The 25763-nt window shown below is 67.0% G+C and carries 26 protein-coding genes and 1 pseudogene; 8 read left to right on the top strand and 19 right to left on the bottom strand.

Annotated features, from left to right (window positions below):
- Complete coding sequence (locus tag Raf01_RS18140; RefSeq protein ID WP_203919091.1) at nucleotides 1-918, bottom strand: carbohydrate ABC transporter permease; 918 nt, start codon at nucleotides 916-918, stop codon at nucleotides 1-3.
- Nucleotides 915-2240 carry an extracellular solute-binding protein gene (locus tag Raf01_RS18145; RefSeq protein WP_203919092.1) on the bottom strand — a complete coding sequence of 442 codons (1326 nt, stop codon included), beginning with the start codon at nucleotides 2238-2240 and terminating at the stop codon, nucleotides 915-917. The genes Raf01_RS18140 and Raf01_RS18145 overlap by 4 nt, the downstream gene beginning before the upstream one ends.
- A 1323-nt stretch (nucleotides 2241-3563) precedes the next feature.
- Between Raf01_RS18145 and Raf01_RS18150 the strand changes: the two genes are divergently transcribed.
- Nucleotides 3564-4136, top strand: a complete 573-nt coding sequence (locus Raf01_RS18150) for a hypothetical protein (protein ID WP_203919093.1) — start codon at nucleotides 3564-3566, stop codon at nucleotides 4134-4136.
- Between the two features lie 620 nt (nucleotides 4137-4756).
- Here Raf01_RS18150 and Raf01_RS18155 read toward each other — a convergent pair.
- Nucleotides 4757-5455, bottom strand: coding sequence for an EthD domain-containing protein (locus Raf01_RS18155; protein ID WP_203919094.1), 699 nt, complete (start codon nucleotides 5453-5455; stop codon nucleotides 4757-4759).
- Between the two features lie 281 nt (nucleotides 5456-5736).
- Here Raf01_RS18155 and Raf01_RS18160 point away from each other — a divergent pair.
- Nucleotides 5737-6112, top strand: a pseudogene (locus Raf01_RS18160) (CobW C-terminal domain-containing protein); the annotation flags it as partial.
- A gap of 261 nt (nucleotides 6113-6373) precedes the next feature.
- Here the strand turns inward: Raf01_RS18160 and Raf01_RS18165 are convergent.
- A complete protein-coding gene (locus Raf01_RS18165; RefSeq protein ID WP_203919095.1) occupies nucleotides 6374-6802 on the bottom strand; it encodes a YybH family protein in 429 nt (142 codons plus the stop codon).
- 40 nt (nucleotides 6803-6842) lie between these two features.
- On the bottom strand, nucleotides 6843-7457 hold the full coding sequence (gene wrbA, locus Raf01_RS18170) for an NAD(P)H:quinone oxidoreductase (RefSeq protein ID WP_203919096.1): 615 nt from the start codon (nucleotides 7455-7457) through the stop codon (nucleotides 6843-6845).
- Nucleotides 7458-7607: 150 nt separating this feature from the next.
- Here wrbA and sigJ point away from each other — a divergent pair, with 150 nt between their 5' ends.
- Nucleotides 7608-8696 (top strand): RNA polymerase sigma factor SigJ, encoded by a 1089-nt coding sequence (sigJ, locus tag Raf01_RS18175; protein WP_239133707.1) that lies wholly within the window; start codon nucleotides 7608-7610, stop codon nucleotides 8694-8696.
- A 100-nt stretch (nucleotides 8697-8796) separates the two neighbouring features.
- On the opposite strand, the gene Raf01_RS18180 is transcribed toward sigJ, so the two are convergent.
- The 6 genes from Raf01_RS18180 to Raf01_RS18205 all read right to left on the bottom strand — a co-directional run bounded on the left by Raf01_RS18180 (nucleotide 8797) and on the right by Raf01_RS18205 (nucleotide 13733).
- Entirely contained in the window at nucleotides 8797-9144 is a 348-nt protein-coding gene (locus Raf01_RS18180; protein WP_239133708.1) for a cupin domain-containing protein, read from the bottom strand.
- 294 nt (nucleotides 9145-9438) lie between these two features.
- On the bottom strand, nucleotides 9439-10098 hold the full coding sequence (locus Raf01_RS18185; RefSeq protein ID WP_203919097.1) for a Type 1 glutamine amidotransferase-like domain-containing protein: 660 nt from the start codon (nucleotides 10096-10098) through the stop codon (nucleotides 9439-9441).
- Nucleotides 10099-10338: 240 nt separating this feature from the next.
- A complete protein-coding gene (locus Raf01_RS18190; RefSeq protein WP_203919098.1) occupies nucleotides 10339-11565 on the bottom strand; it encodes an RNA polymerase sigma factor in 1227 nt (408 codons plus the stop codon).
- Between the two features lie 30 nt (nucleotides 11566-11595).
- Nucleotides 11596-11967, bottom strand: a complete 372-nt coding sequence (locus Raf01_RS18195) for a YciI family protein (RefSeq protein ID WP_203919099.1) — start codon at nucleotides 11965-11967, stop codon at nucleotides 11596-11598.
- 28 nt (nucleotides 11968-11995) lie between these two features.
- Complete coding sequence (locus tag Raf01_RS18200; RefSeq protein WP_239133709.1) at nucleotides 11996-12601, bottom strand: DUF998 domain-containing protein; 606 nt, start codon at nucleotides 12599-12601, stop codon at nucleotides 11996-11998.
- A 487-nt stretch (nucleotides 12602-13088) separates the two neighbouring features.
- Nucleotides 13089-13733 carry a winged helix-turn-helix transcriptional regulator gene (locus Raf01_RS18205; RefSeq protein ID WP_203919101.1) on the bottom strand — a complete coding sequence of 215 codons (645 nt, stop codon included), beginning with the start codon at nucleotides 13731-13733 and terminating at the stop codon, nucleotides 13089-13091.
- A gap of 72 nt (nucleotides 13734-13805) precedes the next feature.
- Between Raf01_RS18205 and Raf01_RS18210 the strand changes: the two genes are divergently transcribed.
- A complete protein-coding gene (locus tag Raf01_RS18210; protein WP_203919102.1) occupies nucleotides 13806-14366 on the top strand; it encodes a dihydrofolate reductase family protein in 561 nt (186 codons plus the stop codon).
- The gene (locus Raf01_RS18215; protein WP_203919103.1) at nucleotides 14363-15247 is read left to right on the top strand and encodes an NmrA family NAD(P)-binding protein; all 885 of its coding nucleotides are present in this window, start codon (nucleotides 14363-14365) and stop codon (nucleotides 15245-15247) included. Before Raf01_RS18210 ends, Raf01_RS18215 begins: the two co-directional genes overlap by 4 nt.
- Before the next feature lie 138 nt (nucleotides 15248-15385).
- Here Raf01_RS18215 and Raf01_RS18220 read toward each other — a convergent pair whose 3' ends face one another.
- From Raf01_RS18220 to Raf01_RS18230, 3 genes are all read right to left on the bottom strand, one after another.
- Nucleotides 15386-16681, bottom strand: a complete 1296-nt coding sequence (locus tag Raf01_RS18220; protein WP_203919104.1) for an MFS transporter — start codon at nucleotides 16679-16681, stop codon at nucleotides 15386-15388.
- Nucleotides 16682-16832: 151 nt separating this feature from the next.
- Nucleotides 16833-17414 carry an isocitrate lyase/phosphoenolpyruvate mutase family protein gene (locus Raf01_RS18225; RefSeq protein ID WP_239133710.1) on the bottom strand — a complete coding sequence of 194 codons (582 nt, stop codon included), beginning with the start codon at nucleotides 17412-17414 and terminating at the stop codon, nucleotides 16833-16835.
- Nucleotides 17407-17700, bottom strand: a complete 294-nt coding sequence (locus Raf01_RS18230; protein WP_203919105.1) for a hypothetical protein — start codon at nucleotides 17698-17700, stop codon at nucleotides 17407-17409. The genes Raf01_RS18225 and Raf01_RS18230 overlap by 8 nt, the downstream gene beginning before the upstream one ends.
- Before the next feature lie 237 nt (nucleotides 17701-17937).
- Between Raf01_RS18230 and Raf01_RS18235 the strand changes: the two genes are divergently transcribed.
- The gene (locus Raf01_RS18235) at nucleotides 17938-18108 is read left to right on the top strand and encodes a hypothetical protein (RefSeq protein ID WP_203919106.1); all 171 of its coding nucleotides are present in this window, start codon (nucleotides 17938-17940) and stop codon (nucleotides 18106-18108) included.
- Between the two features lie 551 nt (nucleotides 18109-18659).
- On the opposite strand, the gene Raf01_RS18240 is transcribed toward Raf01_RS18235, so the two are convergent.
- Nucleotides 18660-19049 carry a MarR family winged helix-turn-helix transcriptional regulator gene (locus Raf01_RS18240; protein WP_203919107.1) on the bottom strand — a complete coding sequence of 130 codons (390 nt, stop codon included), beginning with the start codon at nucleotides 19047-19049 and terminating at the stop codon, nucleotides 18660-18662.
- A gap of 103 nt (nucleotides 19050-19152) precedes the next feature.
- On the opposite strand from Raf01_RS18240, the gene Raf01_RS18245 reads away from it, so the two are divergent.
- The gene (locus Raf01_RS18245; RefSeq protein WP_239133711.1) at nucleotides 19153-20622 is read left to right on the top strand and encodes an MFS transporter; all 1470 of its coding nucleotides are present in this window, start codon (nucleotides 19153-19155) and stop codon (nucleotides 20620-20622) included.
- 148 nt (nucleotides 20623-20770) lie between these two features.
- Here the strand turns inward: Raf01_RS18245 and Raf01_RS18250 are convergent, their stop codons facing one another.
- The 4 genes from Raf01_RS18250 to Raf01_RS18265 form a co-directional block, all read right to left on the bottom strand.
- Complete coding sequence (locus tag Raf01_RS18250) at nucleotides 20771-22501, bottom strand: dihydroxyacetone kinase family protein (protein WP_203919108.1); 1731 nt, start codon at nucleotides 22499-22501, stop codon at nucleotides 20771-20773.
- A 362-nt stretch (nucleotides 22502-22863) separates the two neighbouring features.
- Nucleotides 22864-23400: an Imm10 family immunity protein gene (locus Raf01_RS18255; RefSeq protein ID WP_203919109.1), complete on the bottom strand. Its 537-nt coding sequence runs from the start codon at nucleotides 23398-23400 to the stop codon at nucleotides 22864-22866.
- Entirely contained in the window at nucleotides 23397-23660 is a 264-nt protein-coding gene (locus tag Raf01_RS18260; RefSeq protein WP_203919110.1) for a hypothetical protein, read from the bottom strand. Before Raf01_RS18260 ends, Raf01_RS18255 begins: the two co-directional genes overlap by 4 nt.
- The gene (locus Raf01_RS18265) at nucleotides 23657-24145 is read right to left on the bottom strand and encodes an Imm21 family immunity protein (RefSeq protein WP_203919111.1); all 489 of its coding nucleotides are present in this window, start codon (nucleotides 24143-24145) and stop codon (nucleotides 23657-23659) included. The genes Raf01_RS18260 and Raf01_RS18265 overlap by 4 nt, the downstream gene beginning before the upstream one ends.
- 328 nt (nucleotides 24146-24473) lie before the next feature.
- Here Raf01_RS18265 and Raf01_RS18270 point away from each other — a divergent pair, with 328 nt between their 5' ends.
- Nucleotides 24474-25268, top strand: a complete 795-nt coding sequence (locus tag Raf01_RS18270) for an SCO6745 family protein (protein ID WP_239133712.1) — start codon at nucleotides 24474-24476, stop codon at nucleotides 25266-25268.
- The last annotated feature ends 495 nt before the right edge of the window (nucleotides 25269-25763 follow it).

Here is a 25763-nt window from a genome sequence, read left to right on the forward strand (position 1 = left end):
TCAGACTCCTTCCAACTGGCTCTCGTCGCCGCGGCCGCCGAGGCGACGCAGCAGCTGAGCCAGTATCAGGCCGACCAGGACCAGGATCATGGCGATGGCGCTGGCCGGGCCCATCAGGTTGGCCATGAAGCCCTTCTGGTACATCTCCAGCGCGAGTGCCCGGGTCGAGTCGCCGGGACCGCCGCCGGTGAGGACGTAGATCAGGTCAAAGAACGTCAGCGAGCCCACGACCATCAGCGTCGAGGACGTGATGATCGTGTACTTGATCTGCGGCAGCGTGATCCAGAAGAATTGCCGGATCGTACCGGCGCCGTCGAGCTTCGATGCCTCGTACAGCGTGGCGGGGATCTGGCGGACCGCGCCCTGGTAGATCAAGGAGTGGAAGGGGATGTACTGCCACGACACGATGAAGATCAGCACACCGATCGCGAGCTTGGGCTCGCCGAGCCAGTTCTGCTTCAACACCGATAGCCCAAGTCCGGCACCGATGCCGAAGTTCGGGTCGATCAGCGCCTTGAACGTGATCGAGATGGCGGCCGAGGACAGCAGCAGGGGTATGAAGTACAGCACCGCCAGGAACCCGCGGTACCGCTTGAAGGCGGCCAGGAAGACTCCGATCAGGATGGAGATCGGCGTCTGCACGAGCCAGGAGATGGCCATGATCTCAAAAGTGACCCAGAGCGCGTGCGGAAGCTCCGGATCGGAGAGCGCGTTGCGCCAGCTGGTCAGTCCGGACGGGTGGATCGCGCCGATCCCGTTCCAGGTGGTGAAGCTCAGTAGGAGCACGCCGACGAGCGGGATCAGGCCGAACGCCACGAACATCAGCAGTGCGGGCAACGCCATCCACGTGACGCCGCTCCGCCCGCCGCGGACGGTGGGCCTGCGTACCCGCGCGGCGGGCGGAGCGAACGCTGTCATTTGCCGATGACCCCGTTCAGGTTGTCGACCCACTGTTGCGGCGTGACCTGCAGCTGGAACAGCTTGGCAATGTTGTCCAGCAGGGTCTCCGCGGCGGTCGGGCTCAGGGCCTGGTCCCAGGACTGCGCGAAGACCTTGGCCTTGGACGCGATCGAGGACATGTCCTTGAGGAACTGCGCGTCGTCGCCGGTGTACAGGCTTTCGCTGTCCTTCAGGACCGGTACGCCGCCCGACTTGACCCAGCCGGCCTTCTCCTGGTCGTCGACCAGAGTGGTGGAGAAGAACTTCTTCGCGGTCTCCTGCGCGGCCGCCGACGCCTTGGACGCGATCGAGAGGTACTGGCCGGGGTTGCCGACCGTGTTGCTCGGGTCGCCCTTGCCGCCGTCGATCGGCGGGAAGTTCATCCAGCCCAGCCCGCCGGACTTGACGAAGTCACCGCCGTTGGCCACCTGGATACCGTACGACCACGAGCCATGCAACATCATCGCGGCCTTGCCCGTGTAGAGCAGAGCCTGGTCGGCGTTCTGGTCGGCAACGACCGACTCGAAACCCTTGACGAACGCCTTGTTCTTCACCAGGTCCTGGACCTTGGTCAGCATGTCCAGCACGGCCGGGTCAGACCAGGCGTTCGCCTTGCCGGCAAAGACGTTGTTGAACACCTCGGAGCCGGCATTGCGGTCGAGCATGAATTCCAGCCACATCATGTTCGTCCACCGGGACTGGCCGGCGAGCGAAAACGGTGCGATCCCCCGGGCGTTGAACTTCGGGATCAGGTCGAGCATGTCGCCGTAGGTCTGGGGCGGCTGCACGCCGACCTTGTCGAAGACCTTCTTGTTGTAGAAGAGCACGATCGGCTGCACGGTCTCGACCGGCAGGGCGTAGATCTTGCCGTCGACGGTGGCGGCTCCGAACGCCGACGGTAGGATCTTGTCCTTGACCGCGGCGTTCTGGCTGAGCCAGTCGGTCAGATCCACGACCTGGTCGGCGGCGACGTAATCCTTGAGGCCGCCGCCGCCCCAGCCCCAGATCATCGTCGGGGGCTGGCCGGCCCCGAGCGCCGTCTTGATCTTCTGCTTGTAGTCGTCGTTCTGATAGAACGTCGCGGTGATCTTGCTTTTCGGGTTCGCCTTGTTAAAGCGGTCGATGGCCGCCTGACGATACGGCTGACCGGGCGGCCCGGACAGCGACCAGTAGCTCGCGCTGCCGCTGCCGCCACCGGAGCTGGACGGACCCGAGGTCCCACATGCGGCGAGCGTCGCCGCACCGGCGGCGCCCGCGGCTAAACCAAGGAACTTACGACGAGACAGAGCTGAATCGTTCACGTTGACCTCCATACAAGAGACCTGGGACGGACTCGCTGGGTGGATCCGGGCAGATGACTTCTCCGGTGGGACGCCACACACGACCTCGAACGAGACACGGGACGTTGCCTCTGAGAGGTGAGGTCAACTTCAGTTTCGAAACTCTGCGCAGACATTCGAAACCTCGCGGGGGTAGCCGGTTGCCTCATGATCAGCCGAAAACGTCCCCGGGAACCATCCCGATATCGTTCTCGAGAACGTTTCCCGAAACCTAAAAGCGCAACTCCCACCAGCGCAAGATCAACATCTTCATCGATGCCGAACCGAGACATCGGCGATCCGTGACGCGTTGCCCGGGTGGGACCAGAACCCCGGTCCCGCCTCGCCCAACAGCTGACGGCACCAGACGAAACCGCCCGGCACACTGGCCTGTGCCAGGGGTTCAGATGTCCGCCGAGCGAATGACCTTTCGCGCTGTCTGGGCCTGGCCCGGTTTGACGGACATCCGAGATCAGTGGGCTGTGCGCCCACGGGAGGATGGTTCGCTGACGGCGATCGCCGTCGACTGTACGCGACGGGGCTGGCGCCGATGGCGCCAGAGGCTCCGCATCGCCCGCTTGTCCGGGCATCATCGCGTGCAACTGCCGTCGCTGGAGCACGACGACGTTCACAACGTTCGTGTGTGCTGCCAGTAGGGCAGCATGCGTGGTCACGACGACCTGTATCCGTCCGAGCCACCTGGAATCCGTGGCGCGCTGCGACTGCTGATGCTGCTGACCCAGAACCCGGCTCTCCAGTACAGCCACGCGGCGTTCCCGGCGACGAAGGTCCGCAGCACCGGCATCGGCCGGGCGCTGCGGCTCTCGTGGCGCGATCGGAAGCTGCTGGTCGAGTCGGCACCCAGCGTCGCCGCCGAACTGGCCTCCTACCATCGAGGACCGGCAGGTCCCGGCCGTCGCCTCGGTCGACCGCCTCACCGCCGAGGCCGGCCGGGCCGCCCTCGCGGAGAACTACGCGGCCTACGTCGCCGAGTACGGCGAGCCCGCGTAGGCACTGGTCGTCGGTGGTGTGCTTGTCCCCGAGGTGTGGGGCTGTAGGTCACAAGCTCAAGCGGATGGTGCAGCGCGGCGTGCTCACCGAGAGCGAACTGCGAGTATTCGTACTTGTATAACATCGCCGACATCGAACTCAATCATATTAAATGTCATAAATCAAAAATGGTACACACTTCCCTCTCCGGGTCGTGAGAATTTTCGTCGCCACGCTGAACCGTCCGCTCTGCGCTGTCGTATTGAAGAGCGAGGGCACGCGCGTACACCTGGACGTCCAGATTGACGAGGGACTATGGCACGCGCGTCGAAGGACGCCGTTTCCGCGGGTCGGGACGGCCAGAATGAAGAGGTGATTGGCATGCGAAGGTCCATCGCGGCATTCGCGGCATTCGGCGCGGTGGTGGCGGGGGTAGGTGTCGCCACACCCGCCTCCGCGAGTGCGACCGGATCCACCAGCGTGGCCGGGTTCACCGCTGACGGCTGTAGCGCTATCATGAGCGGCATCACCCGGGAAACGGTCGATGGCAAGGCCGTTGTCACGTTCACCGGGCAGGTCTCATGCAGTTCCCCCGCCACGCAGATTCGTCTGCAGACGACCATCTTCAACTGCTGGAACCTGCAGCCCAAAGCGAAGAGGCCCTGGCTGTTGGCCAATTGCGGTTACCTGTCGAGCGCTGAAACGTTCACCCCCGTGCAGCCCGGGGTGACGTATACGATCTCATCCGCCCTCTCCGCAGCAGTCGATGCCTATTACGCCCCGCAAATGAGCTTCAACATCAACGGTACTACGGCCAGCGGTCCGGATTTCGGCACGCCGGTGCTTTGCAGTAACGGCTCGTGCACGAATACGACGTACGTGGGCTGACCGAACGGTTCAGCCGACGGCGCCAGAGATCAAGGTCCAGTGACGTGATCTCAGCAGTGACGGTCGGGTGACCTGGGCATTTATGGATGCCCCGGGTAGACCCCGGAGACGCTGGGGCCGCCGGGGCGCGGATAGCGCTGCGGCGACCTCGCCGACGTGCGGCCGGCCGGGCCTGGACCAGCGGCGACCTGGGCCGGGGGCCGGCTGGTCAGCAGTCGGACTGCCCCCGGCCTGCGAAGTCGGCGGAGTCGCGCCTGGTCGGATCACCACCCGGTTGCGGGGTACAGAATCCAAGATAGTCGATATCCAGATAGGCTGCCGTAACGCCCCCCACGCAGGCCGAAGTGGTTCTCCAGTAGTGCCAAGAGCCTGTCGATGATTCCGAGCTCACGGGCATCGCAGCGCGACCGGTTTACCAGACTGACCCGCCCCCATTTTCCAGCAACCGCCGCGGCCAGCGACGCGGCTCAGCTACCTAATCTGAGCCAACTCGCGACGACCATTGCGGCTACTACCTTGCCTACTGGTACACGAAGTAAATGTGTTGCGGCCGGCGCGACGGATGAAGCATCCGTCGCGCCGGCCGTTGATCGTCGGCGGCTCTGCAGCGCGGTGACCGGTCAGGGTCGCATCGTGGTGAATGCGGAGAACAACGGCGGCCCGGTGAAATTCCTCTCGTCCTTGAGCAGCGTCCTGTTCAACCTCCGCAGTGCGGCGCTTCCGGCGAAGACCTTGACCAGATCCGCCTGGCTGGTGATCGTCTCGAAGGACAACCCTTGATAGGTCTGGTCGAACACCTCCGGGTACGCGGTCTCGACGGCGAAATGGACCTGGGTGTAGGACGTGATCACGGGGGGCAGACCGACCTCCAGCACCAGCGGCCCGTGCCGCTGCACCCAGTGCTCCCGCGCCTCGGCCCGCGACCGGTGCGCCGGCCAGGTGTTGATGAAGGCCATCGCGACATCGTCCGGGCCGTCACCCGACCGATGAAACTGGTGGTTCACGGTCAGGAAGACCCGCCGTTGCGCGGCCGGAAGCTCGTCGCGCAGCCGGGCCAGCCCGCCGGCCTGCGATCCGGTCAGCTCCGCGGGGAGGTCGATGCGGACCAGGACGTCGTAGGGGGACCTTCTCCGTTTGGCGACCGCCATCATCAACCGCATCGCCGGTGCGATGTCGCGGGCCAGGACGTGGCAGGTCGACTGCGGGAAATGCTCCTCGGAGAGCCGGAAGAAGCGGGTGCGCAGCCAGTCAACGCCGCAGTCTCCCGCCCTGACGAGCCATACGACGCTCTGCCCGCTGAATTCCGCCAGACCCGACACGGCCGCGAGTGTAGGGTGGCGCCACCTCGACGGTCAACGCGGTGACCGTGCGGCGGTTCAGCGGCGCCGAGCGCCAGTCTCCGACTGCGGCGGCAAGGAGTTTTGCCGACGCTCCCGGACAATCTCAGCATCAGCGAACGAGACGTCGAGGTCAGGGGTTCCGCCCTCATCGAGGACGACACCATCGCACTCCTGCACGGCTGCGTGTCCTGCACGCTGCGCGAGGACGTCCTGCCCACCCTCGTCCGGCTGGCCCACGCCTACCCGGACCACGATCAGCCGCAGCACCGTTGCCCGACCTGGGCCACACCCACCGACACAACCCGGAACCACCGTCGGTTCTGGCCCGGGGCATCGAGGGCTACCAGGTCGGCGTCCGCGGACCCGTACCCGACTGTGGTCTGGTCTCCGTGGTCTTCCGCGCCCGCCGCCCGATGCACCCACGACGGCTGGACACGGCACTGCGCGACCTGACCGCAGACACGCTGCGCTCCTGCGGGCACCTGTGGCTGGCCACCCAGCCCGACATCGTCATCGCCTGGGAAGCCGCGGGCAGCGGACTGTCCATGGACTCCCCTGGGCCGGTGGCTGGCGGCGCTGCCGGACGACGAATGGGACCGGGCCAGCGACCAACGCCGAGTCGCCGCCGCCGGTGCGTAGGACCCGTACTACGGCGACCGCGACGCCCACCTGCGCCCGCCACCGCCGCGCCCAATGGAAGGCCACCGCCCCCACCCTGACGACCTGGCCCTGTCCCCTGCTACCCGGCACCTGCCCGCGCTCGCCCTGCTCACCGCCTTCCTGACCGCGGCATGCCGGTACGAATGGCGCCGGGTCGGCAACCGCCCCAGGGTGCCGGCCCTGGCGTACGGGCGCACGCGGACTGAAAGCCAGGTACGCCCCGCACGCCGTCACGCCCTAATCAGACGGGTGCCCCTCCGCGTTGGGGTCAGGCCAGGTGCCGGGCATCGAAATGTGCTCGTGCGTGATCAACCACCTGCCGTTCGACCGCTGGCAGCAGACAGTCGACCGCACCCATACCGCGCCCAGGATCCCGTTGTTGCGGGTCCCGCTGTCCAGGTGAAGCATGTGCGCGAATCCGACATCCGCGCTCGTCGCAACGGTCAGTTCGTGTGTCTCCAGGCCGATCGGGCCGTCGTACTCATCGAACCAACGCACGAAGTTGCGACGGACCTCAGCGGCTCCCGCGAAGCGGAGCGGGGTCACAACGTCGTAGTAGACGATGTCAGGAGAGTAGAGCGACATAAGCCTGTCGATGTCCTTCTCCACGCAGGCGTCCACCCGATTGCTCAGAAGCGCCCTAACCTCGAATTCACTCGAATTCATTACACCCTCCGCTCAAGAAAATGCACCACAGCCCGCCCGCTCACGAGCCCATGACGCGGCCCGCCTTGAGACAGGCCGCGGTATGGACGGCGCGGCGGGCCTGGAAACGGGCCGCCTCCAGAGCCACGTCGTCGGGCGGACCGTCGCCAGCCACGTGGGAAGTGCCGTAGGGGTTGCCCGACTTGAACTGGACAGGGTCGGTGTAGCCGGGAGGCACGATGATGCCGCCCCAGTGGTAGAACGTGGTCCCCAGCGTCAAGATGGTGGACTCCTGTCCACCGTGGGCTGTGTTGGAGGCGGTGAAGGCCGAATAGACCTTGTCGGCGAGCTTGCCCTGGTACCAGAGACCGCCGGTGGTATCGATGAACGCCCTGAGCTGGCTGGATGGATTGCCGAAGCGGGTGGGCGTGCCGAAAAGCACCACCTCGGCCCAGGCCAGGTCGTCGAGGCTCGCCTCCGCGACATCGGCGGTCTCCCGGAGGTGCGCAGCCCAGGCCGGGTTGGCGTTGATTGCCTCGGGTGGGGCGAGCTCGGCGACCCTGCGCACCCGCACCTCTGCGCCGGCCTTCCGCGCGCCTTCTGCCGCCGCTCCCGCCAAAGCATGCACCGTACCGGTGGAGCTGTAATAGATGATGGCGACCTTCACGGAATCCATGAAGGGCTTCCCTCCTTCGCGAGGCTCTATCCCGTGGCGCCGGGCCGCGACGGGTCCGCGCGCCGGACGCGTTTCCACAAAGCGACGTCCACAGCATTGAGACGACGCAACCGCCGCGAATGTCAGGCGACGCACCGACCTCACAATCCGGTGCGCCGTCTCGTCATAGTGTTGATGGCAACTGCGAACGAGGGAGCCTGCGACGCCATGACCACCCGAGCCGAGCCAGGAGACGGCCGGATCGCCCCAAGCAGGGGCCCGATCATGAGCGAACAGCGTCATTTGATCAACCTGGCGTATCGGCTCCTCGGCTCGCTGACCGATGCCGAGGACGTCGTTCAAGAGACCTATAGCCGCTGGTACGCCATGTCCCGGCAGCAGCAGGACGCCATCGAGTACCCCGCGGGCTGGCTAAGGAAGGTCGCCGGTCGCATCTGCCTGGACCTGCTGGGCTCGGCACGGGCCCGGCGGGAGAGCTACGTCGGCGAGTGGATTCCGGAACCGTTGCCCGACCGCACCGAGTGGATGAGCGGCCGGCGCGTTACCACCGTCGATCCCGCCGATCACGTAACCCTCGACGAGTCGATCAGCATGGCCTTCCTCATCGTGCTCGAATCGATGACCCCGCCCGAGCGGGTCGCCTTCATCCTGCACGACGTCTTCAGCTACCCCTTCGCCGAGGTGGCCGACATCGTCGGTCGCACCCCGGCGGCATGCCGTCAACTGGCCTCGTCGGCTCGCCGCCGCATCCGCGCGTCGCCCACTCCGGCGACTCCGACAGCGCGGCAGGCCGATGTCGTCAGGACCTTCAAGCAGGCATGGGAAGCCAAGGACGTCAGCGCCATCATCGGCCTGCTCGACCCCGACGCTACGGTGATCGCGGACGGCGGCGGCCTCGCCAGTGCCGAACTCCGACCGGTCGAAGGCGCAGAGCACATCGCGCGCACCCTCGTCGACATCGTCGGCGGAGCAACCAACCTGACGTTCCACGAGTGCACCGTCAACGGCCAGCCCGGCCTGGTGGCCCAGCAGAGCGAGACCACCGTGACAGTGCTGGCGTTCGACATCGGGAGCGGCCGGATCAGGCGTATCTGGGCAGTACGCAACCCGGAGAAGCTCCACCCTTGGTCGACAGGACGAGGCACGCCCCGTACCGGCGGATCCACTGATGACACTGGCCGACCGCTGATGGAGGTAGTTCACCGCTGGCGCCGCCCCGCTCGCGGTGAACTTGACTGACTGGCCGCAGCCACGGCTTCGGCTTCGGCGTTCGCTGCCCTGGTGGCCGACCGGTTAGGCGAAGGATTGCGCCTCGAAACTGATCCCGCCGCGTCGGAGATCAACCTGGGTCGGCTGAACGTCCCGTGCGTGAGCCGTACGCTGGGCTGAATACCACGAGAAGTGTCAGGTCCTCGGTCACGTCGTCGAACCGGTGTTCCTCACCGGCGGGCACGAAGATTACTGAACCCGGGCTTACCTCGGCCGTACTGTCCGGTGTCACGATCCTGGCCCGACCGGCCGTGACCACGTAGATCTCGTCCTCGGTGTGCGGGCTTTGGTTGTCGAGCCCGCCAGCTGGGATGCAGTACGTTCCGACTGACATGTTCGGCACCCGAAGCTGCTCCACCCAGTCGTTGGCCCCCTCGCGTGGCGCCGTCCACGCTCCGGCCCCTTCGATGATGTGCACGGCAAGAGCCTAGTGCTTCAGCCTGGAACCGTTACCCCAGTCGGGGATGAGTGGTTGACGGTCGTGTCTACGCCTAGATGGACGGCCACTACATGACCATCAGCGACTTGTGGAGACAACCGAAGATCGTGTGGCGGCCACCGACGACAGAGTCACGGCGACGATGTACGTACGCGGGAGTTGAACCGGCATTGCCGCAGGTGGCTGGTAGCCGAGGCCCAGTGGGCGCGTTGATTCGGCATGTCCGGAGAGCGAGCGGATTGCGGAGGATCCGGATGGCCGCCCGAGCGGAAATCACTGGAACTTCGTCCATTGACCTTCGGAGACCACCTCGACAAGGCCATCGACGACCTTGATGGCCGTCTGTTCGTCGATGGCGTAGGCCGGTACGCCGATGTCGGCGGCCCACCGCTGCGCGTCGGCCATGGTGTTCGTGGGGAAGGCGTTGAGGTGCGGGAAGATCGAGAAGTCGACGACTCCCAGAGTGCGGTCGTCCGGCGCGGACGACCACTCGACGAAGTACTCTCCGATCCGGGGCGTCATCACCATGCTTCCGGCACTCACTCCCACCCAGACCTTGTCGGGCAGCGAAGGCAACAGATCGGCCAGGCCGGACTCCCGCATCCAGTGGCTCAGGTACGTCGCGTCGCCGCCGTCGACCAGGAGCACGTCGGCCTCGCGGATCCAGGGAACCCATCGCTCCGCGCCGATGGTGGGCAGCGCGGTGAGTTCGAGGACACCGAGCGACGCCCAGCCCAGGCCGGAGAAGTGCCGGAAGTCGGGCTCGGCGGCTACCAGGCCCCGCACCGACGCCGGTCCGCACATCGGGTGACCCCACTGTGCGGTCGGGACGACCAGTGCGTGGCACTCGGCGATCGGCTTTCCGAGAAGCTCCACGAGCGCCGAGTGGATGCTTGGATTCGTGACGCCGCCTGACGTGAGCAAGAGCTTCAAGGTTCCTCCAAGTCGCGCGGAAAGTGGATGTGCCTGCAGACCCGGCAACCGTGACGGGACTCATCGCAGTCCGGGCCAACTCTTCAGAGGTCCGTCAGGTCGCCGGGCGCGATTGTCCGCCAATCCTCCGCCCGGCACCACCCCGCACAACACGTGCACCCGACCGAGGTACGCCAGATGCGCATGTTACGGCGATCGCTCATCGGCACGACCGGACACGGCTTACGGCTCCGCATATGGTCACCGCAGTGCGGTAGCCCTCGCCTCGAACAGCGCCCGCTCGCGGGCGTTTCGGGTCATCGCTGCGGCGCGCTCGAACTCCTGCCTGGCTTCCCCGGTGCGCCCCAGCCGCGCGAGGAGGTCGCCGCGGACCGCCGGCATCAGCGGGTAGCCGGGCAGGTTCAGACCGTCGACGATCTCCAGGCCGCGAGCGGGGCCGTACGCGTGGCCGATCGCGACCGCGCGGTTGAGGTCGACCACAGGCGAGGGCGAGACGTGGGAAAGTACCTCGTAGAGCGCCGCGATACGCCGCCAGTCGGTGTCCTCGGCACGGGCGGCCCGCGCGTGGCACGCCGCGATCGATGCCTGCAGGACGTACGGGCCATACGTTCCTTCGGCCTTGGCGAGCGCCGCCAGCCCGCGCCGAATCAGCAACCGGTCCCAGCGCCGCCGGTCCTGGTCCTGCAACAGAATAGGGGTACCGTCCGCCGCGGTCCGTGCCGCGGTCCGCGACGCTTGGAGCTCCATTAGCGCCACCAACCCGTGTACCTCGGGCTCGTCGGGCGCCAACGTGGCGAGGATCCGGCCAAGCCGCAGCGCCTCCTCACAGAGGGCGGGCCGCATCCAGTCCTCGCCGGCCGTCGCGGCGTACCCTTCGTTGAAGATCAGGTAGATCACCTCGAGCACCGAGGCCAGCCGCTGGGCGGCCTCGGCTGGCGGCGGGAGTTCGATCGGTACTTTCTTTTCGGCCAGCGTCCGCTTGGCCCGGGTAATCCGCTGCCCGACCGTTGACTCCGACACGAGGTAGGCCCGGGCGATCTCCTCGGTGGTGAGCCCGCCGAGCAGGCGCAGGGTCAGCGCGACCCGGGACTCAGTCGACAGGACCGGATGACAGGTCGTGAAGACCAGCCGCAGCAGGTCGTCGCCGACGTAGTCGTCCATGGCCGCGGCGAGGTCCGGCTCCTCGGCGTCGGGCGTCTCCCGGCCGAGCAGTTCGAGCTTTTCCCGATACCGACTCCGCCTGCGCATCGCGTCGATCGCCCGATGCTTGGCCGTGGCCATGAGCCATGAACCCGGATGGTCCGGTACTCCGATCACGGGCCACTGCTCGAGTGCGACGACCAGCGTGTCTTGCGCGAGTTCCTCGGCGAGCCCCACGTCGCGAACCAGCCGGGCCAGCGCCGCCAGGATCCGCGCGGACTCCATGCGCCACACGGTCTCCACCGTGCGGCGAGGATCGGTAGCCATCACGGCTACCGATCCTCTCTCATCGGCGGACTACACGGGAGCGCCGAAGTCCTCCGGGCCCATGACCTTGAGCACTTCGGTCTCGCCCTCCCAGCCCTCCCACAGGTCACGGTGAAGGCTCATGAACCGGGATGCCCACTCGACTGCCTCGTCCTTGGAGCGCACCTGGTAGAGCGCGTAGCTGATGGTCTCTTTAGCCTCGGCGAACGGTCCGTCGGTGACGCTCAGTCCGCCGCCGTGCACGTTTACCCGGGCGCCGGCGGCGCTCGGCGCCAGGCCGGCGGTGTCGAGCAGGGCACCGGACGCGGTCGCCTCGGCGCCGAGCGCCATGATGGCCTCTATGAGCTCGGGCGGCGGTGGGCCGGCCGGTTGGGTCGCCTTGAGGAGAGTTAGGTAGCGCATGAGCAGATCCTTTCAGGTGTGGTGACGTTCAGGCGGCTGCGTCCGCGAGGGTGCGGTAGAAGTGGATGCAGACCGTGGCGAGCCAGGCCCAGACGAGCACGACAGCTGCGACGAACGCCAACGTGGTCGGTCCGTGCGAGCCGCTGGCGATGCCCGCGAACGCGGCGAGAAAGACGATCCCGGTGACGATGGAAAACCAGGCGAGTTTGCGCCGCCCCTCCCGGGAGAAGCGGTTGGCCAGCACGAAGCAGGCCGCGATGAGGCAGACGAAGCCGACACCGCCGATGACGAGGTGCAGCGAGCCGTGCCAGCTGATGGGCATCGTCTCGGGCGTACCCGATGGAAAGCCCTGCGCCGGGTCGGCGCGGAAGATTCCGGCACCGACGAGGCTGGCGCCGTATGCGGCGATCAATCTCGACGCCAGTTGCTGATTCAGTGCGCGGCGAAGCCCGACGGCTGCCGCCATGGTTGTGATGCCTGCGATGACGAAGTTCGTGATCTGGATCCAGCCCAGGTCGCCGTTGGCGAGGAGGCTCCACGAGTGCTTACTGAGCTCGAAACCGTCGCGTGTGAGCGCCTGCGCCAGCGAAACGCCCACGTATATCGGGCCGGCGAGAACGCCGTAGCCGAGCAAGGACCTGGTGATTCGGGCGGCCGAGGTGCAGTTGGGTGTGGCGTAAGTAGTCATCGCTGTCTCCTTCGTTCGAGGTCTCTACCTGGGCCTCGAACGGGGCGGACGGATTCCGACAGGACACTTCAAGATTTTTTGCGGGGGCCTACCGTGCTCGCATGCCCTTAATCTCCACGTCCGCATCTGCCGCCCCGCGCATGGCCACGCGTCGCCAACATCAGGTGCGCCGATCTGCCGCGATGCGCGCGGCCCTACGACAGAGCGTAAGCGAGGCACGACCTGTGGTAACAGAGGAGATAGAGGTGCCGGCTGATGACCTCACAGAAAAGCAGTTCAACCAACTGAGAAGTCATACAGAATGATCAGTTGATGATGCGTCCGTAACAGATGATGGAGCACGCCGGGTCGGGAACGCTTCGGGAACAGCCGCGAGGATGCCCTCGCCTCGATCGCGCATCGATCAACGTCAATCACGTGCCTGCAGCGATGGTCAGGTACCCATGGCGGCCAGGAGCGCGACCGCGGTCTTGCGGTCTCCCTCTGTCTGGATGCCGTTGTTCCGCAGGTTGTTTGAGGTGGCAGCGAGGCCGCGCAGGAACGGCCACAGGCGGCCTGGGCTGGCGATGATCCGCGCGTCGGGGTGGCCGCCTGTCGCTCCGGTGACCAGCAGCCGGCCATCCTCCGGGAAGGCGTGGAAGACCTCACCGTCGAACTCTAGTTCGACCAGACCGGTCAGGTTCTCGACCCTGGCGGGATTAGCGAATCCCTTGAGCGCGAGCGCCATGCTCGCCGGGGTGACCGGCGCCTCGCAGTCGAACTGTGGAGATTGGATCCCCCACTGGCCTAGCGCCATGATGAGCGGCTCCAGCCTGTGGCCCCAGTCGGTCAGCTCGTACACCCACGAGCCTGCCGGTGGAGGCAGCTTGCGGCGCACGAGGACTCCCGCTCCGGCGAGCTCCTGTAGTCGCTGGGACAGCACGCTGGTGCTGACGCCGGCGAGCCGGTCGTCCAGATCCGTGAATCGCTTGGGCCCGAACAACAGCTCGCGGACCACCAGCAAGGCCCAACGCTCACCAACCAGGTCGAGGGCGTGCGTCGCGGGACAGCCCTCGTCGTAAGCCCGTCGCGCAACCATGCCCACAGTGTAGCCTGCGGTTGTCGAATTCATTGCTTGTAAATTCGAAGTATCAACTGCTAGCTTCGCAGCATGACCGCTCAGCCTCGGAAGCTCGTCGTCTCGGCCCTCACCACCGTGGACGGCGCGCACCACAACCCCATGTCCTTTGCCGGGCCGTACTTCGACGACGCGGCCGCGGCCCGGTCCATGGCCGACCTCGAAGCATGCGACGCGATGCTGATGGGCCGCAACACCTACGAGTACTTCGCGCAGGGGTGGTCGAACGCCACCGACCCCTACTCACGGCGCATCAACGACATCGTCAAGTACGTGTTCTCCTCGACGCTGACCACCGCGGCGTGGAGCAACACCACGGTGCTACCGGGTGACGTCGCCACCACGGTCGCCGAACTCAAGCAGCAAGGCGGCGGCGACCTGATGATCTACGGATACGGCCGGCTCTCCCAGATCCTGCTCGAACACGGCCTCGTGGACAAGCTGAAAATCGCGGTCTTCCCAGTCATCGCCGGCGCAGAAACGCCGCTGTCGCGGCCGGGGCGGAACGCACCCCTGCGGTTGGCGTCCACGCATACCTGGACCAACGGGACCGTGCAGTTGGCCTACATCCCAGAAGGAGGAACACCACGATGACACTACTGATCGCCGGCGCGGCAGGTCGCCACGGCGCGACCGGCAACTACGCCGCGCGGCTGCTTCTCGCGCGAGGACTGCCCGTTCGCGCGTTCGTCCGTCACGACGATGACCGGGCCGCCGAACTCAAAGCGCTGGGTGCCGACATCGTCGTCGGCGACCTGCGCGACTTCGACGCTGTACGCCCCGCCCTCGACGGAGTGACCGGCGCGTACTTCACGTATCCGCTCGCGGAAAGCCTCCTGGAGGCGACGACGACGTTCGCAGCCGCCGGAAAACAAGCTGGCCTGCAGTCGATCGTGAACATGTCGCAGATCACCGCCCGTCCAGATCATTCGAGCCCGGCCGCCCGCCAGCACTGGCTCGCCGAACGCGTGCTCGACTGGTCAGGGATCGCCGTCACACACCTGCGCCCGCCCTACTTCCTGGAGAATCTGATCACCATCGCCAGCGCGGCGACGATCCGAGCAGAAGCCAGGATCTATCTGCCGTACGGCAACGGGCGGCACGCCCCCATCGCCGGCCACGATGTCTCGCGCGTGGTCGCCGGAGTGCTGGCCGATCCGGCCACGCACCAGGGCAAGACGTACGTGCCGACAGGGCCCGCATCGTTGTCCATGGCCGAACAGGCTGACGTGTTCAGCCGCGAGCTTGGCCGTCCCGTGGAGTACGTGGACATCCCGGTCGAACGGTGGCGGCAGATGCTGTCCCAGGTGGACGGTGTGTCCGCGTACTTGATCGAACACCTCTCACAGGTGGCTGAGACACACCAGCGGGGTGAGCAAGACATGGTCACCGATGTCGTCGAGACGATCGGTGGCGCGCCACCGAAGTCGCTGGCGACGTTCATCCACGAGAACCAAGCCGTGTTCGAGCGGTAAGCCACCGGGACGGCGAGGCCGAGCCTGAACTGGCTCCGCACATCGACGTAGCTGGCTGAGATCGCTCTTGGTGTGGGCCCCTACGCGAGCGCGCCGAGTGCGCCCGGGCCCTGAGCCTCCTGCCTCGTTCCAGTTCTCTCATTCCCTCCGGGCGAGTGTGACGAACCGCGCCGCCACCGCGGCGAGTACGGCGGAGGCAAGGACGATGAAGCCGGCCGTGAGGAACACCGTCCGCAAGGTTGTCGACGAAACAAGGATCGCGCCGAGGCCAGACCCTGCCGCCACTGCTATCTGAAGGTTCGTCACATTCACCGCCGACGCGGCCTCCGGGGTTTCCGGGGCCGCGTCGAGTATCCAGACCAGGGTTCCCGGGTTCACGATTCCCCAGAACAAGCCCCACAGGACGAGCAACAGGCCAGCCAGCCAGGGCAGAGTGCCCGCGCTCGCCAGCCCGATGAGCAATGCGGCCACCACCGCCGCCGCCCCGGCGAAGCTGCCGATCACTCCGCGCTTGAACAGCGATCCGGCGATGAGTGAGCCGACGATGCCACCGCAGCCGTAGATGACGTACAGCAAGGAGATCACGCCGGTGGACAGATGCGTGTGGTCTATCAGGAACGGGGTGACATAGGTCCAGGCAGCGAACTGTCCGATGAACACCATCGCGCCCGCTGCCATCCCAAATCGGGCGGCCCGCCGCATCACGACCCTCACGAGATCACGCAGGTGCGTACGCCCGTCCGACGGAATACCCGGCAGCACGACCATCTGCACAACCACGACAAGCAATGTCGCCGCCGCCGCAATGGCGAAAGTGAGACGCCAGCCGACGAGGTTGCCGAGAAACTGTCCCGCAGGCAGCCCCACCACCGTCCCACCCGAAATGCCGGCCGCGATGATGGTGATGGCGCGAGTTCCGCCGGCCGGGCCCACCAGCTTGGGTCCGACCGGTGGCACCACGGTCCAGAAGGCTCCGAGGGTGGCGCCGAAAAGCATGCGGGCGATCAGCACCAGGACGAAGTTCGGCGCCACCGCGACGATCGCGTTCGACACCAGCACCGTGAGACCCAGGACGACGATGACCGAGCGCCGGTTGAAGCTGCCGGAGCGAAGGAAGAACAGCGGCGCCGACACCGCGGCGCTGAAGCCCGGCACGAGCACCATCAGCCCCGCGAGGCCGAGCGAGACATGCAGTCCGTCGGCGATCTGCGGTAGCAGTCCCACTGGCAGCGTCTCCGTCATGACGATGACGAACGCGCCGAGCGCGACCGCACCGACGGACGCCCAGCCCCGCCTGCTACTGAACTCCGCGGCAGAGGCGGCAGCGCGTGCGGCTGCAGGCAGGGTCGGGACGGCCGCGGTGCACGACGATGCCGTGACCACGCGCACCTGCGATGCGTGGTGTGTCGGCGTCGCCGCCTCGTTGTCGATCACGTGTTTCTCTCACTCATCGTATGTTCCTGACTGGGCTCTGCTCTGTAAGCAACCCAGGGTTCCTCCGCGAGTCACCAGGGCAGTCAAAACAGCTCACCTTGCGATCGGCCCTCATGACCCCAGTGCCCGGCTGCGCGGTCGCGCAGCCGTGTTAGCCCTTGATGAGGTCGATGATGTGGCCGAAGAGGACGTCAGCTCCTGCCTCGGCATAAGCGGAGAGGCGGCGGATAGTGTCATCGATGTCGGAGATCCCCCACAAGAAGTTGTCCGTCCGACCGGTCAGAACGATCCGCCCGTGGGCGGCTGCGGCGGCAGCCTCGATGCGGCGAACCGCGTCATCGAAGTCACGAATCGGATTGGAGGGGTCACCAGTGGTGTCTTCGACTCCGATGCCAGCGAGACCGCGGGCAATGGCAGCGTCGACAGTGGCCCGGACACCTTCGGGAGTCGCGCCGTAGCCGTCCTCAAAGTCGCCGTTGATCGGCAGGCCACTCACGGACGTCAGTAGGGCGGCATGGTCAAGGTGCGTGTCACGGCTGACGGCGTGGATGCCGTCGATCCGACCCAGTGTCGCCGCGAAAGCGGCTGAAGAGGTCGCGATGGATTTGAACCCGGCCTCCTTGAAGAGGAGGGCCGACGGGCCGTCCCATGCATTGGGCATGATGAACGTATCGGGGCCACGGTGGAGTTCGACGAACTGTTCGTAGAGCACCTGGGCTGCAATGTCAGACATGGCGGCGGGTCAGGCGCCCGGGGCGATCGCGCATGCGGAGACGCAGACCCAGGCTCCCCCACGCTTCTGGTACATGTCCGTGTACAGAGCTTCTTGCTCCACTCCATCGGCGATCATGGAGGTACTCCTCACGATCGCGGGTGACACCCGGTGTCTGCACAATGAAATCTTCAGCGAGGAACTCGCTGAAGCGCTTGGCATCGCTGACCTGGTCCGAATGGTCGTAGAGAAGGTTAAGTTGCTCGAGGATCGCCAGGCCTTCGGCCGATTGCTTGGTGTCGCTCATCCTCCTGCTCCTTCTCTGTGCGTCACGTGGAACCCGGCCCGTTCCAGGCGCGCCAGGAGCCAACATACATGGACTATATGGTCCACAGCAAGCGCCACCGAACGCGTCTCGATAGCGGACATCCTCGCCCCGGAAGCCTCGCCCGAAGGCCGGGGCGCAGCCCCCACAGGGGCCTCGCCCGCAGGGTTGGCACAGCCGAATAGCTTGGACTCTATAGTCCGGTTTCCGGTTGCAGTGGTGTGGAGCACACAGGTCGCAACTTGGCAGATCATCGCTATCGTCTCGTTCGCCGCACCTGAGAAGCTGCGCGCGATGTGGGACCGGAACACCGAGCTTGCCCGCCAGCGGCACGAGCAGCTGTCCGCACAGGACTGGGCTCGCACGGTTGTCGACCAGAACTTCATCTGACTGAGCCGCCGAGCCGCGCCAACGAGGACGACGGCCGTGCGAGCTCTGACGCTCGTACGGCCGCCGCTTCCTCGGCGATCCCAGGGTTCTGCTGACAGTTCGCTCAACCGCTCCTGTACGGCCAGCCACGCGCCGGTGTCCGCCGTGCTCGTGCTGCTGGCCATGCGGACCGCCAGCGGTGTGGTCATCGCGCTGGACACGACGCTGCTGTTGCAGACCGTGCCACAGCGGCCATACGGGCGCGTGTTCAGCATGCACGCGGTCAGCTATGGCGATGCGACGCGTGTCACTAACTCTCACCAGCGGGCTGCTCGCCGCCGCGGGGGTGCGGACGCTCATCCTGGCCGGAGGCATCGGCTCCGTACTGGTCGGGCTGGGCTCGGCGGTTGCCGTACGCCCGGACCACCGGGACCTGTCTGAGATGGACCCGGCACCAGCACGTCGAGAGCCCGTTCAGGGCGGACGTGTAAGTGTAGGGCAGGCCTCATGGTGGTCGTAGTCGCCGGGCAACACGGGGGCAGGGGCCGTCCCTAGATGATCCCGGCGATTATTCAGGCGTGTGCGGGCTGGGGCTCCAGGTGCTGGGCCAGGATCGCGAGCTGGGTCCTGCGGGCCTCGGCATGTCGCCGGACACCGGCTTCGGTGGGAGTCACGAACACCCCCCGGCGATCGTCCTGGCAGAGGGTGCGCTCCACCAGGCCGCCCTTCTCCAGCCGGGCGACGGTGCGGGACAGTGCGCTCTGGCTGAGGTACATGTCGGCCGCGAGGTCCTGCATGCGGCGCTTCTCACACTCGACGCCGATCAACCGGTCGAGAGTCTCGTACTCGCTCATGGTCAGGTCGTGGTCGTCCTGCAGCTCCCGCTCAAGCTGGCAAGCGACGGCGTGATAGCAGCTCGACAGCGAGCGCCAGCGATCGATCATGCCTGTGTCGGACCCCATGGGCGGTCATCCTACCCCGCGTCCACATTTAATGCACCTACATTAAATGCTTCCAGAACTAGTGCATGGACATTCAATGCACATGCATCTAGTGTCGTTCCACGTGACCAGCACCGAAACCCTTCCGGTCTCCACTGTCCCCACAACCGCCGGGGCCGCCACGGCCCTCACCGACCCAGCCAGCGAGCAACGCTGGACCCCGCGCCTCTGGGGCATTCTTGCGGTGCTGTGTACCGTTCTGTTCCTTGACGGACTCGATGTCTCCATGGTCGGGGTGGCCCTGCCGTCCATCGGTACCGACCTGCACCTGTCGACCACGTCCCTGCAGTGGATCGTCAACGGCTACGTCCTCGGGTACGGCGGGCTGCTCCTACTCGGCGGACGCACCGCCGACCTGCTCGGCCGCCGCAACACCTTCCTGATCGCGCTCGGCGTCTTCGCCGTGGCCTCCCTGGCCGGCGGACTGATCAACAACGGCACCCTGCTCATCGGTACCCGCTTCATCAAGGGCCTGGCCGCGGCATTCACCGCACCGACCGCCCTGTCCATCCTGACCACGACCTTCCACGAGGGACGTGGGCGCAACCGGGCCCTGTCGGTCTTCTCGGTGTTCGGCGCCAGCGGCTACTCCAGCGGGCTCATCCTCGGCGGACTGCTCACCAGCTTCGGCTGGCGGTGGACCTTCCTGATCCCGGCACCGCTGGCCGTCGTGGCGCTCATCGCCGGGATCGCCCTGATCCACCGCGACTCCCGGGCGACCGAGGGCGGCCACGATCTGGTCGGCGCCCTGACCCTCACCACGGGCATGCTGCTGGCCGTCTACACGGTGGTCTCGGCGCCCCAACGCGGCTGGCTCGACCCGGTCACCATCGCCTCCATCGTTGTCGCGGTCGCCCTACTGGTCACCTTCGTCGTGACCGAGAACCGGGTCGCGCACCCGCTGATCCGGCTGGGAATCCTGCGGGTCGGCTCGATCGTACGAGCCAATCTGAGCATGATCGCGCTGTTCGGCTCGTACCTGAGTTACCAGTTCATGATGACGCTCTACCTGCAGACCGTCCTGCACTGGTCGCCGCTGAAGATGGCATTCGCCCTGCTACCCGCCGGGCTCGTGGTCGCCTTCGGCTCACCGTTCGTCGGCCGGCTCATCGACCGATACGGGTCGCAGCGGCTCATCGTCACCTCCATGGCCTCCCTCAGCCTGGGATACGTCTGGTTCCTGGCCACAGCCGGCAACAGCCCGCACTACGCGATCACCATCCTGCCCACCATGATCCTGCTCGGCGGCGGGTTCGCCTTCGGGTTCAGCTCCATCACGGCACAGGCGACCCACGGTATCGACGACTCCGAGCAGGGACTGGCCTCCGGCCTGGTGCAGACCTCAGGCCAGGTCGGTGCGGCACTGGTGCTGGCGGTAGTCACCGCGCTGGTCGCCGGCGGCTCGTCAACCGACAGCGCGGCCGACTTCCGCCAGTTCCACCCGGGCGTCAACCTCGTCACCGGGGTCGCCGTGGTCGGACTGCTGCTGAACCTGGCGCCGCTGGTCAGGCGCTACAACCCCAGGCACGCCTGAACAACCACGGCGGCGGTTGTCCCGGAGAGCACCTCCGGGGCAACCGCCGCCGACCATGCGGCACTCGCCATACCCTGTAATACCGGACCGCACGCCCGGGCGTGAGCGAGGAGGCCCCACCTCGTGGAGGCGCTGGCGCTCCGGCAGGCTACGCCGGGAGCGCGGCGAGTACGGACCCGGCCGCGTTCAGGCACAGCGCCAGCGACACCGCGCCCGGATCCGGCGAACCGAGGCTGCGCTCGGCCAACGGCCGCGCCCGGCCCAGGCGTGGGCGCAGGTCGGCGGTCGCCGCCGCAGCCTCCGTCGCGACCTGGGCCGCACCGCTCCACGCCGCACCCAGCGGGGCTCCCGAATCAACCGCAGCGCGCAGCGCGTCGACGAACGGAACGAACGCATCGAGCATCGTCTTGTCGCCGACCGACGCGTGGCCGACCTCAGCCACCCGATCGCAGCCGAGACTCACCGCCGCCACGATGCGCGAGGCAGAGTATCCCTGCCCGTCGGCGGCCAACCCGTCGGCGACCCCGCCGAGCAGCACGCCCCACAAGGCGCCGCTGGTGCCGCCACCCTTGTCCGACCAGGCGGCGCCCGCCGCGCGCAGCAACGAGGACAGATCGCTGTGACCGGACGTGGCGGCCTCGACAGCGGCACGCAGGCCCCGGGTCATGCCGCTGCCGTGGTCGCCATCCCCCGCGATCGCATCGAGCCGCCCCAGCTCCGCCTCCGCCTCGCTGACCGCGGCGAGCATAGCCACCAGCACGGCACGGGCGAGGTCGACCTCCGGACCGGCGGCGCCGCCATGCTCTGCGAACCGGCCGTCCGCCGCCCCAACCTCGGGGACAGCGACAGCCAACTGCTCGCCGTCGACCGCCTGTACTTGCGCCGGAGCACGCCGGAACGACGGGGTGTCGGCCGGCGCGGCCCACAGCTCCTCCAGCTCATCGTCCAGCCAGCTGAGCGTCAGTGAACAGCCAGCCATGTCCAGGCTGGTAGCCAGCTCACCGACCTCCGGCAGGACAACCTCGATCCCTGCGTCGTCGAGCTGCCGGGCGATCCCGCCCCACAGCACGTACAGCTCCTCGTGAGAGGTGGCGCCCAGTCCGTTGAGGATCGCCGTGACCCGGCCGGAGTTGCCCACCGGCGCCTCGGGCAGTAGCGCCGCCACGAGTGTGGCGGCCAGCTCCCGGGCCGGCATCGACGGCACCGTACGGATCCCTGGTTCGCCGTGGATGCCCAACCCGACAGCGATCGAGCCGGGCTCGACCCGAAACAGCGGCTCGGCGGCGCCGGGAAGCGTGCAGCCGGCGAACGCCACACCGAGGCTGCGGGTGCGAGCATTGGCCAGTCGGGCAATCCGCTCGACATCGTCAATGCCGTCGCCGCGGGCGACCGCCGCGCCGGCAACCTTGAACACCGCGAGGCTCCCGGCGATGCCGCGCCGGACGGCGGCGTTGTCCGCGGCGCCCGACGCGACGTCGTCGGTGACCACGACACTGCGACAGTCCACACCCTCGCCGCGCAGCCGTGCCTGCGCCATGTCGAAGTGCAGCACGTCGCCGGCATAGTTTCCGTAACAGAACAGCACGCCTCCGGCAGGGGGCAGGATCTTGGCCACCCGGTAGATCTGCTCGGCGGACGGCGAGGTGAACACGTCACCCAGCGCCGCGCCGTCGGCGAGCCCGGCGCCGACGAACCCGGCCGTCCACGGGAAGTGCCCACTGCCGCCACCCAACACCAGGCGGGTGGTGGCGCGCGAATCGACGGTGCGCCGGACCACTCCCGCGCCAGGAACCAGCCTGAGGTAGCGCGAGTAGGCCGAGCTGTAACCGGAAAGCATGTCCCCGGCGAACTCGGTAGGACCATTGAGGATGTTCGTCATCGTCGCTGTACCTTCCTGCGGCCGGAACCGACCCCGCCGGGCCAGGGTCTGATCGTAGAGGCCCTGATCCGGCGTCTCGCGCGGCATGCCCCACTTGCTGGGGGCCAAGGCGACGCGGAACGCCAGACAATCGGTGAGCTATGGCGTTCCGAAAAGCTTCCAGCCGTGGTGGGCTGCGCTTCTACGTGGCCTGTTCTTACTCGGAATGAGCCTGCAGGAGACAGCTCGATTCCAATCTGTTGCCGGGTCGGGGTCGACGGCAGGGCTCGTACCTACCCGGATCCAGCCGGAGGAGTCGTCCGATGCGCTCAGCGACTGGCCCGACGGCAGCCGTCCATTCCGCGCACCGATCTTGCGAGCGGCTAATCAAGGTGGATTGTGGGGGCCGGGAGCTGAGCGTTTCGAAAGGAGAATATGCGCTGTAGCTCCAGGCGCAGTTGTTCGATTTCGTGGTGTGCGAGGCGGAGCCTGATGGTGAGGGCCGTCGAGCGAGCTCCCCAAGCTCGTGCGGCTTCATGGGTTAGCCGCAGGCTGAGGGTGCTGCGAATCAGCTGGAGCTCGACCAGCGCGCCGTACGCCGGTACACCGTCGTTGACGAGACAGTAGCCGTCATCGTCGCCGGGGTCGTAGGCGTCATGCTCCGGGTTGAGCGCCTGGAACTCCATGCTGCGGGGCCGATCGTCGAGCTCGCGTCCTGCCAGAACCACGCACAGGGTGTCTCCCTCGTCGCGGATCGACAGCTCCGAGGCGGTGAAGCCGGTCCGGCCCCGGCGTATCAGCCCGGCCGTAAGCCGACGCATCGGGCCGGGAGCCGCACCGGGCTCGTAGGGCGCGCCACTGTCGACTTCGATCGTGTGCCGCACGTACTCAACTGCCAGGTCCGGCCGGCTGTAGGTCATTCCGTGACGCCGCTCGGCCCGACGAACCGCAGGGCCACGTCACCGGCCGTGGTCGGTTGGTGTTGCTGCCACCACCCGGCCAGCGGCGCCGCCAGGACCGAAAGGTCGCGCAGCTCGTCCGCGGTGAATCGAACGACGTTGTCGGGTCGAAGAAACTGAATGCCGTTGGCGTCGAGGTCGGCGGCCACCGCCGCCAGCATCCCTGTCGGGTCCACCGTCTGGCCGTGGACCACGAGACTCACTCCAAACCCCACCGTCACCCAGTAAGCGTAGAGGTCCCGGCAGGCTGTAACGTCGGGACCAGACGGTACCGGCCTCGCGGCAGATCCGGATGCCTGATGAAGCTTGCGTTCGCCTTCGGCCGGGCGAAGTTCATGGCATGGGTTGGAGCTGAACGAGGATCATCCAGTTCATCGGCGTCCCACTCCACGCCATCGCGTACCGCTCGGCGCGCGGCGCGCACCAAGTCGTCTTCCTCGTACGCCGCTGCCCACCGCAGAAACAGCCGTTCCGAGGGTACGTACGTCGTCGTCGCCGGCTCGTCGCCCAGAACAAGCGCCTGCCGCTGACCGACGGCGACCACGCCGATGTAACCGTCGATCGCGCACGCTCGGCCGTAGTCCCCCCAGTCCTCCACGAGTCCATCCGTGCGATCAGCACCGGTCCACAGCGATAGCGCCGATTGCGGAGCGACGAGCAGCGGTCCGCCAGCCGACGATACCCACGTGTACTGCAACGGCCCCACCTCCCCATGTCGATCTTGCCAGACTGCGGCGATGCACGGGTGCCCGCCAAGACGCGGTAAAACCTTGTCAACGCCGGAGCATTGACTGCAAGATGCCGTAGTCAGCGGCCAGGCGGTCAGCCGGTACGGACGGTGCCGGTCACCCCGACGACAGCCGTGCGATGACAGCGGCATGAGAGTGATCCTGATCTTGGCTGGGTTGATGTCGGCGGAGTTGTCGTATCCGGCCCGGGCTGTTCGTAGCTCGGGTGAGGGGCTGCCCACGAGGGGCTGTCACGACCGCAGGAGGGGCCGACCGATGCCGCATTCACTGGCCAAGGTTCACCGTATGTTCGAGCTCGTCGAGCCGATCGCCGCCGTCACGTTTTCGGACGTGCCGAACGAGGCGTTCCTGGCCCTCGGCATGCGCAACTACTGGGACGGATACTTCGCGGGCCGCGCCGCGCCGCTGGGGCTGGCGCCGGCTGAGGTGGTGCACGCGGTCTTCTACAACTTCGCCGATGGTGAGGTGGCGCGGCACATCCCGTGGGTCTGGGGGAAGATCACCCCGCAGGAGGCGATCGCCATGCGCGAGCAGGGCAGCGCTGCCGCACTACGACAGGTGATCGGGAAGCTGGCCGACTCGCCCGGTCTGGTACAGGTCGCCGACCTCGCTACCCGAGCAGCGGTCAGTGCGCCCACCGAGGGCCGGGCGCTGTACGCCGGGCTCCGGAGGCTCGCCGTGCCCGAGGAGCCGGTGGCCAGGCTCTGGCACGCGGCGACGCTGCTACGGGAGCACCGCGGGGACGGCCACAACGTCGCCCTCGTCACTCACGGCATCGGCGGCACCGAAGCCCACGTCCTGCTCGCTGTTTCCCTCGGGATGAGGGCGGAGGAATTCGGCCGGATCCATCACCTGCCCAAGGCGCAGTTGGCCGCTGTCGTTGACGGGCTACGCGGCCGCGGCCTGGTGGACGCCGCCGGCGGGTTCACCGACGCCGGCCGGCAGACCAGGCAGCGGATCGAGTCCCTCACCGACGATCTGGCAGCGCCCGCGTACGACGTGCTCAGCGCGGACGAGCTCGACGAGCTGATCGCGGGGCTCGAACCGATCGCCAACGCGGCACAGACGATCGACGACTGAGCGGGCGCATCCGGCCGACGGCCACGACCCCCAGCTCGGCCACCGAGGTGAGCAGCAGGTAGCGAGTTGGTTGGCCGAGAGTGGCTCGTACGGCGGTCAGGTCGGTGCCGGGGGTGGGCATCCACTGGTGCGTGGAGGAGTCGTTCCAGACAGCCCAAGGGCGGGTCGGGCTGGACCGCTACCAGATACGCGGGTGAAGATCCTGGCACCGGATCGTCACCCTGGCCATGCTCGCCCTGGCCTTTCTGACCATGCTGGCCGCTGCCACAGCCCCACCAGTCAACCCCGACCGACACTATCCCGCCCGCAGTAGTGCCCCGGTCCCATTGACTACCGCGGAGATTCGACGCCTGTTCACCGCCCTTTTCACCACGCCCCTACAGGAGATGAGTCACCTGCTGTCCTGGTCATGCTGGCGGCGCAGCGCCACCCGGCCCCGTGCCCGACAGGCCCACTATCAGCGTCGCCTGACCGCCAGTACTGGATAGCCTCAGC

Origin of the sequence: Rugosimonospora africana (assembly GCF_016862975.1) — a bacterium.
Taxonomy (GTDB): domain Bacteria; phylum Actinomycetota; class Actinomycetes; order Mycobacteriales; family Micromonosporaceae; genus Rugosimonospora; species Rugosimonospora africana.

What these genes read in the sequence shown, in the direction of transcription:
- Raf01_RS18240 (WP_203919107.1), bottom strand. Translation starts at nt 19,049, where the DNA reads ATGGGGTCCGACACAGGCATGATCGATCGCTGGCGCTCGCTGTCGAGC.
- Raf01_RS18230 (WP_203919105.1), bottom strand. Translation starts at nt 17,700, where the DNA reads ATGAGCGACACCAAGCAATCGGCCGAAGGCCTGGCGATCCTCGAGCAA.
- wrbA (WP_203919096.1), bottom strand. Translation starts at nt 7,457, where the DNA reads ATGGATTCCGTGAAGGTCGCCATCATCTATTACAGCTCCACCGGTACG.
- Raf01_RS18205 (WP_203919101.1), bottom strand. Translation starts at nt 13,733, where the DNA reads ATGGTTGCGCGACGGGCTTACGACGAGGGCTGTCCCGCGACGCACGCC.
- Raf01_RS18195 (WP_203919099.1), bottom strand. Translation starts at nt 11,967, where the DNA reads ATGCGCTACCTAACTCTCCTCAAGGCGACCCAACCGGCCGGCCCACCG.
- Raf01_RS18190 (WP_203919098.1), bottom strand. Translation starts at nt 11,565, where the DNA reads ATGGCTACCGATCCTCGCCGCACGGTGGAGACCGTGTGGCGCATGGAG.
- Raf01_RS18140 (WP_203919091.1), bottom strand. Translation starts at nt 918, where the DNA reads ATGACAGCGTTCGCTCCGCCCGCCGCGCGGGTACGCAGGCCCACCGTC.
- Raf01_RS18150 (WP_203919093.1), top strand. Translation starts at nt 3,564, where the DNA reads ATGGCACGCGCGTCGAAGGACGCCGTTTCCGCGGGTCGGGACGGCCAG.
- Raf01_RS18165 (WP_203919095.1), bottom strand. Translation starts at nt 6,802, where the DNA reads ATGAATTCGAGTGAATTCGAGGTTAGGGCGCTTCTGAGCAATCGGGTG.
- Raf01_RS18210 (WP_203919102.1), top strand. Translation starts at nt 13,806, where the DNA reads ATGACCGCTCAGCCTCGGAAGCTCGTCGTCTCGGCCCTCACCACCGTG.
- Raf01_RS18270 (WP_239133712.1), top strand. Translation starts at nt 24,474, where the DNA reads ATGTTCGAGCTCGTCGAGCCGATCGCCGCCGTCACGTTTTCGGACGTG.
- Raf01_RS18225 (WP_239133710.1), bottom strand. Translation starts at nt 17,414, where the DNA reads ATGTCTGACATTGCAGCCCAGGTGCTCTACGAACAGTTCGTCGAACTC.
- Raf01_RS18255 (WP_203919109.1), bottom strand. Translation starts at nt 23,400, where the DNA reads ATGACCTACAGCCGGCCGGACCTGGCAGTTGAGTACGTGCGGCACACG.
- Raf01_RS18250 (WP_203919108.1), bottom strand. Translation starts at nt 22,501, where the DNA reads ATGACGAACATCCTCAATGGTCCTACCGAGTTCGCCGGGGACATGCTT.
- Raf01_RS18215 (WP_203919103.1), top strand. Translation starts at nt 14,363, where the DNA reads ATGACACTACTGATCGCCGGCGCGGCAGGTCGCCACGGCGCGACCGGC.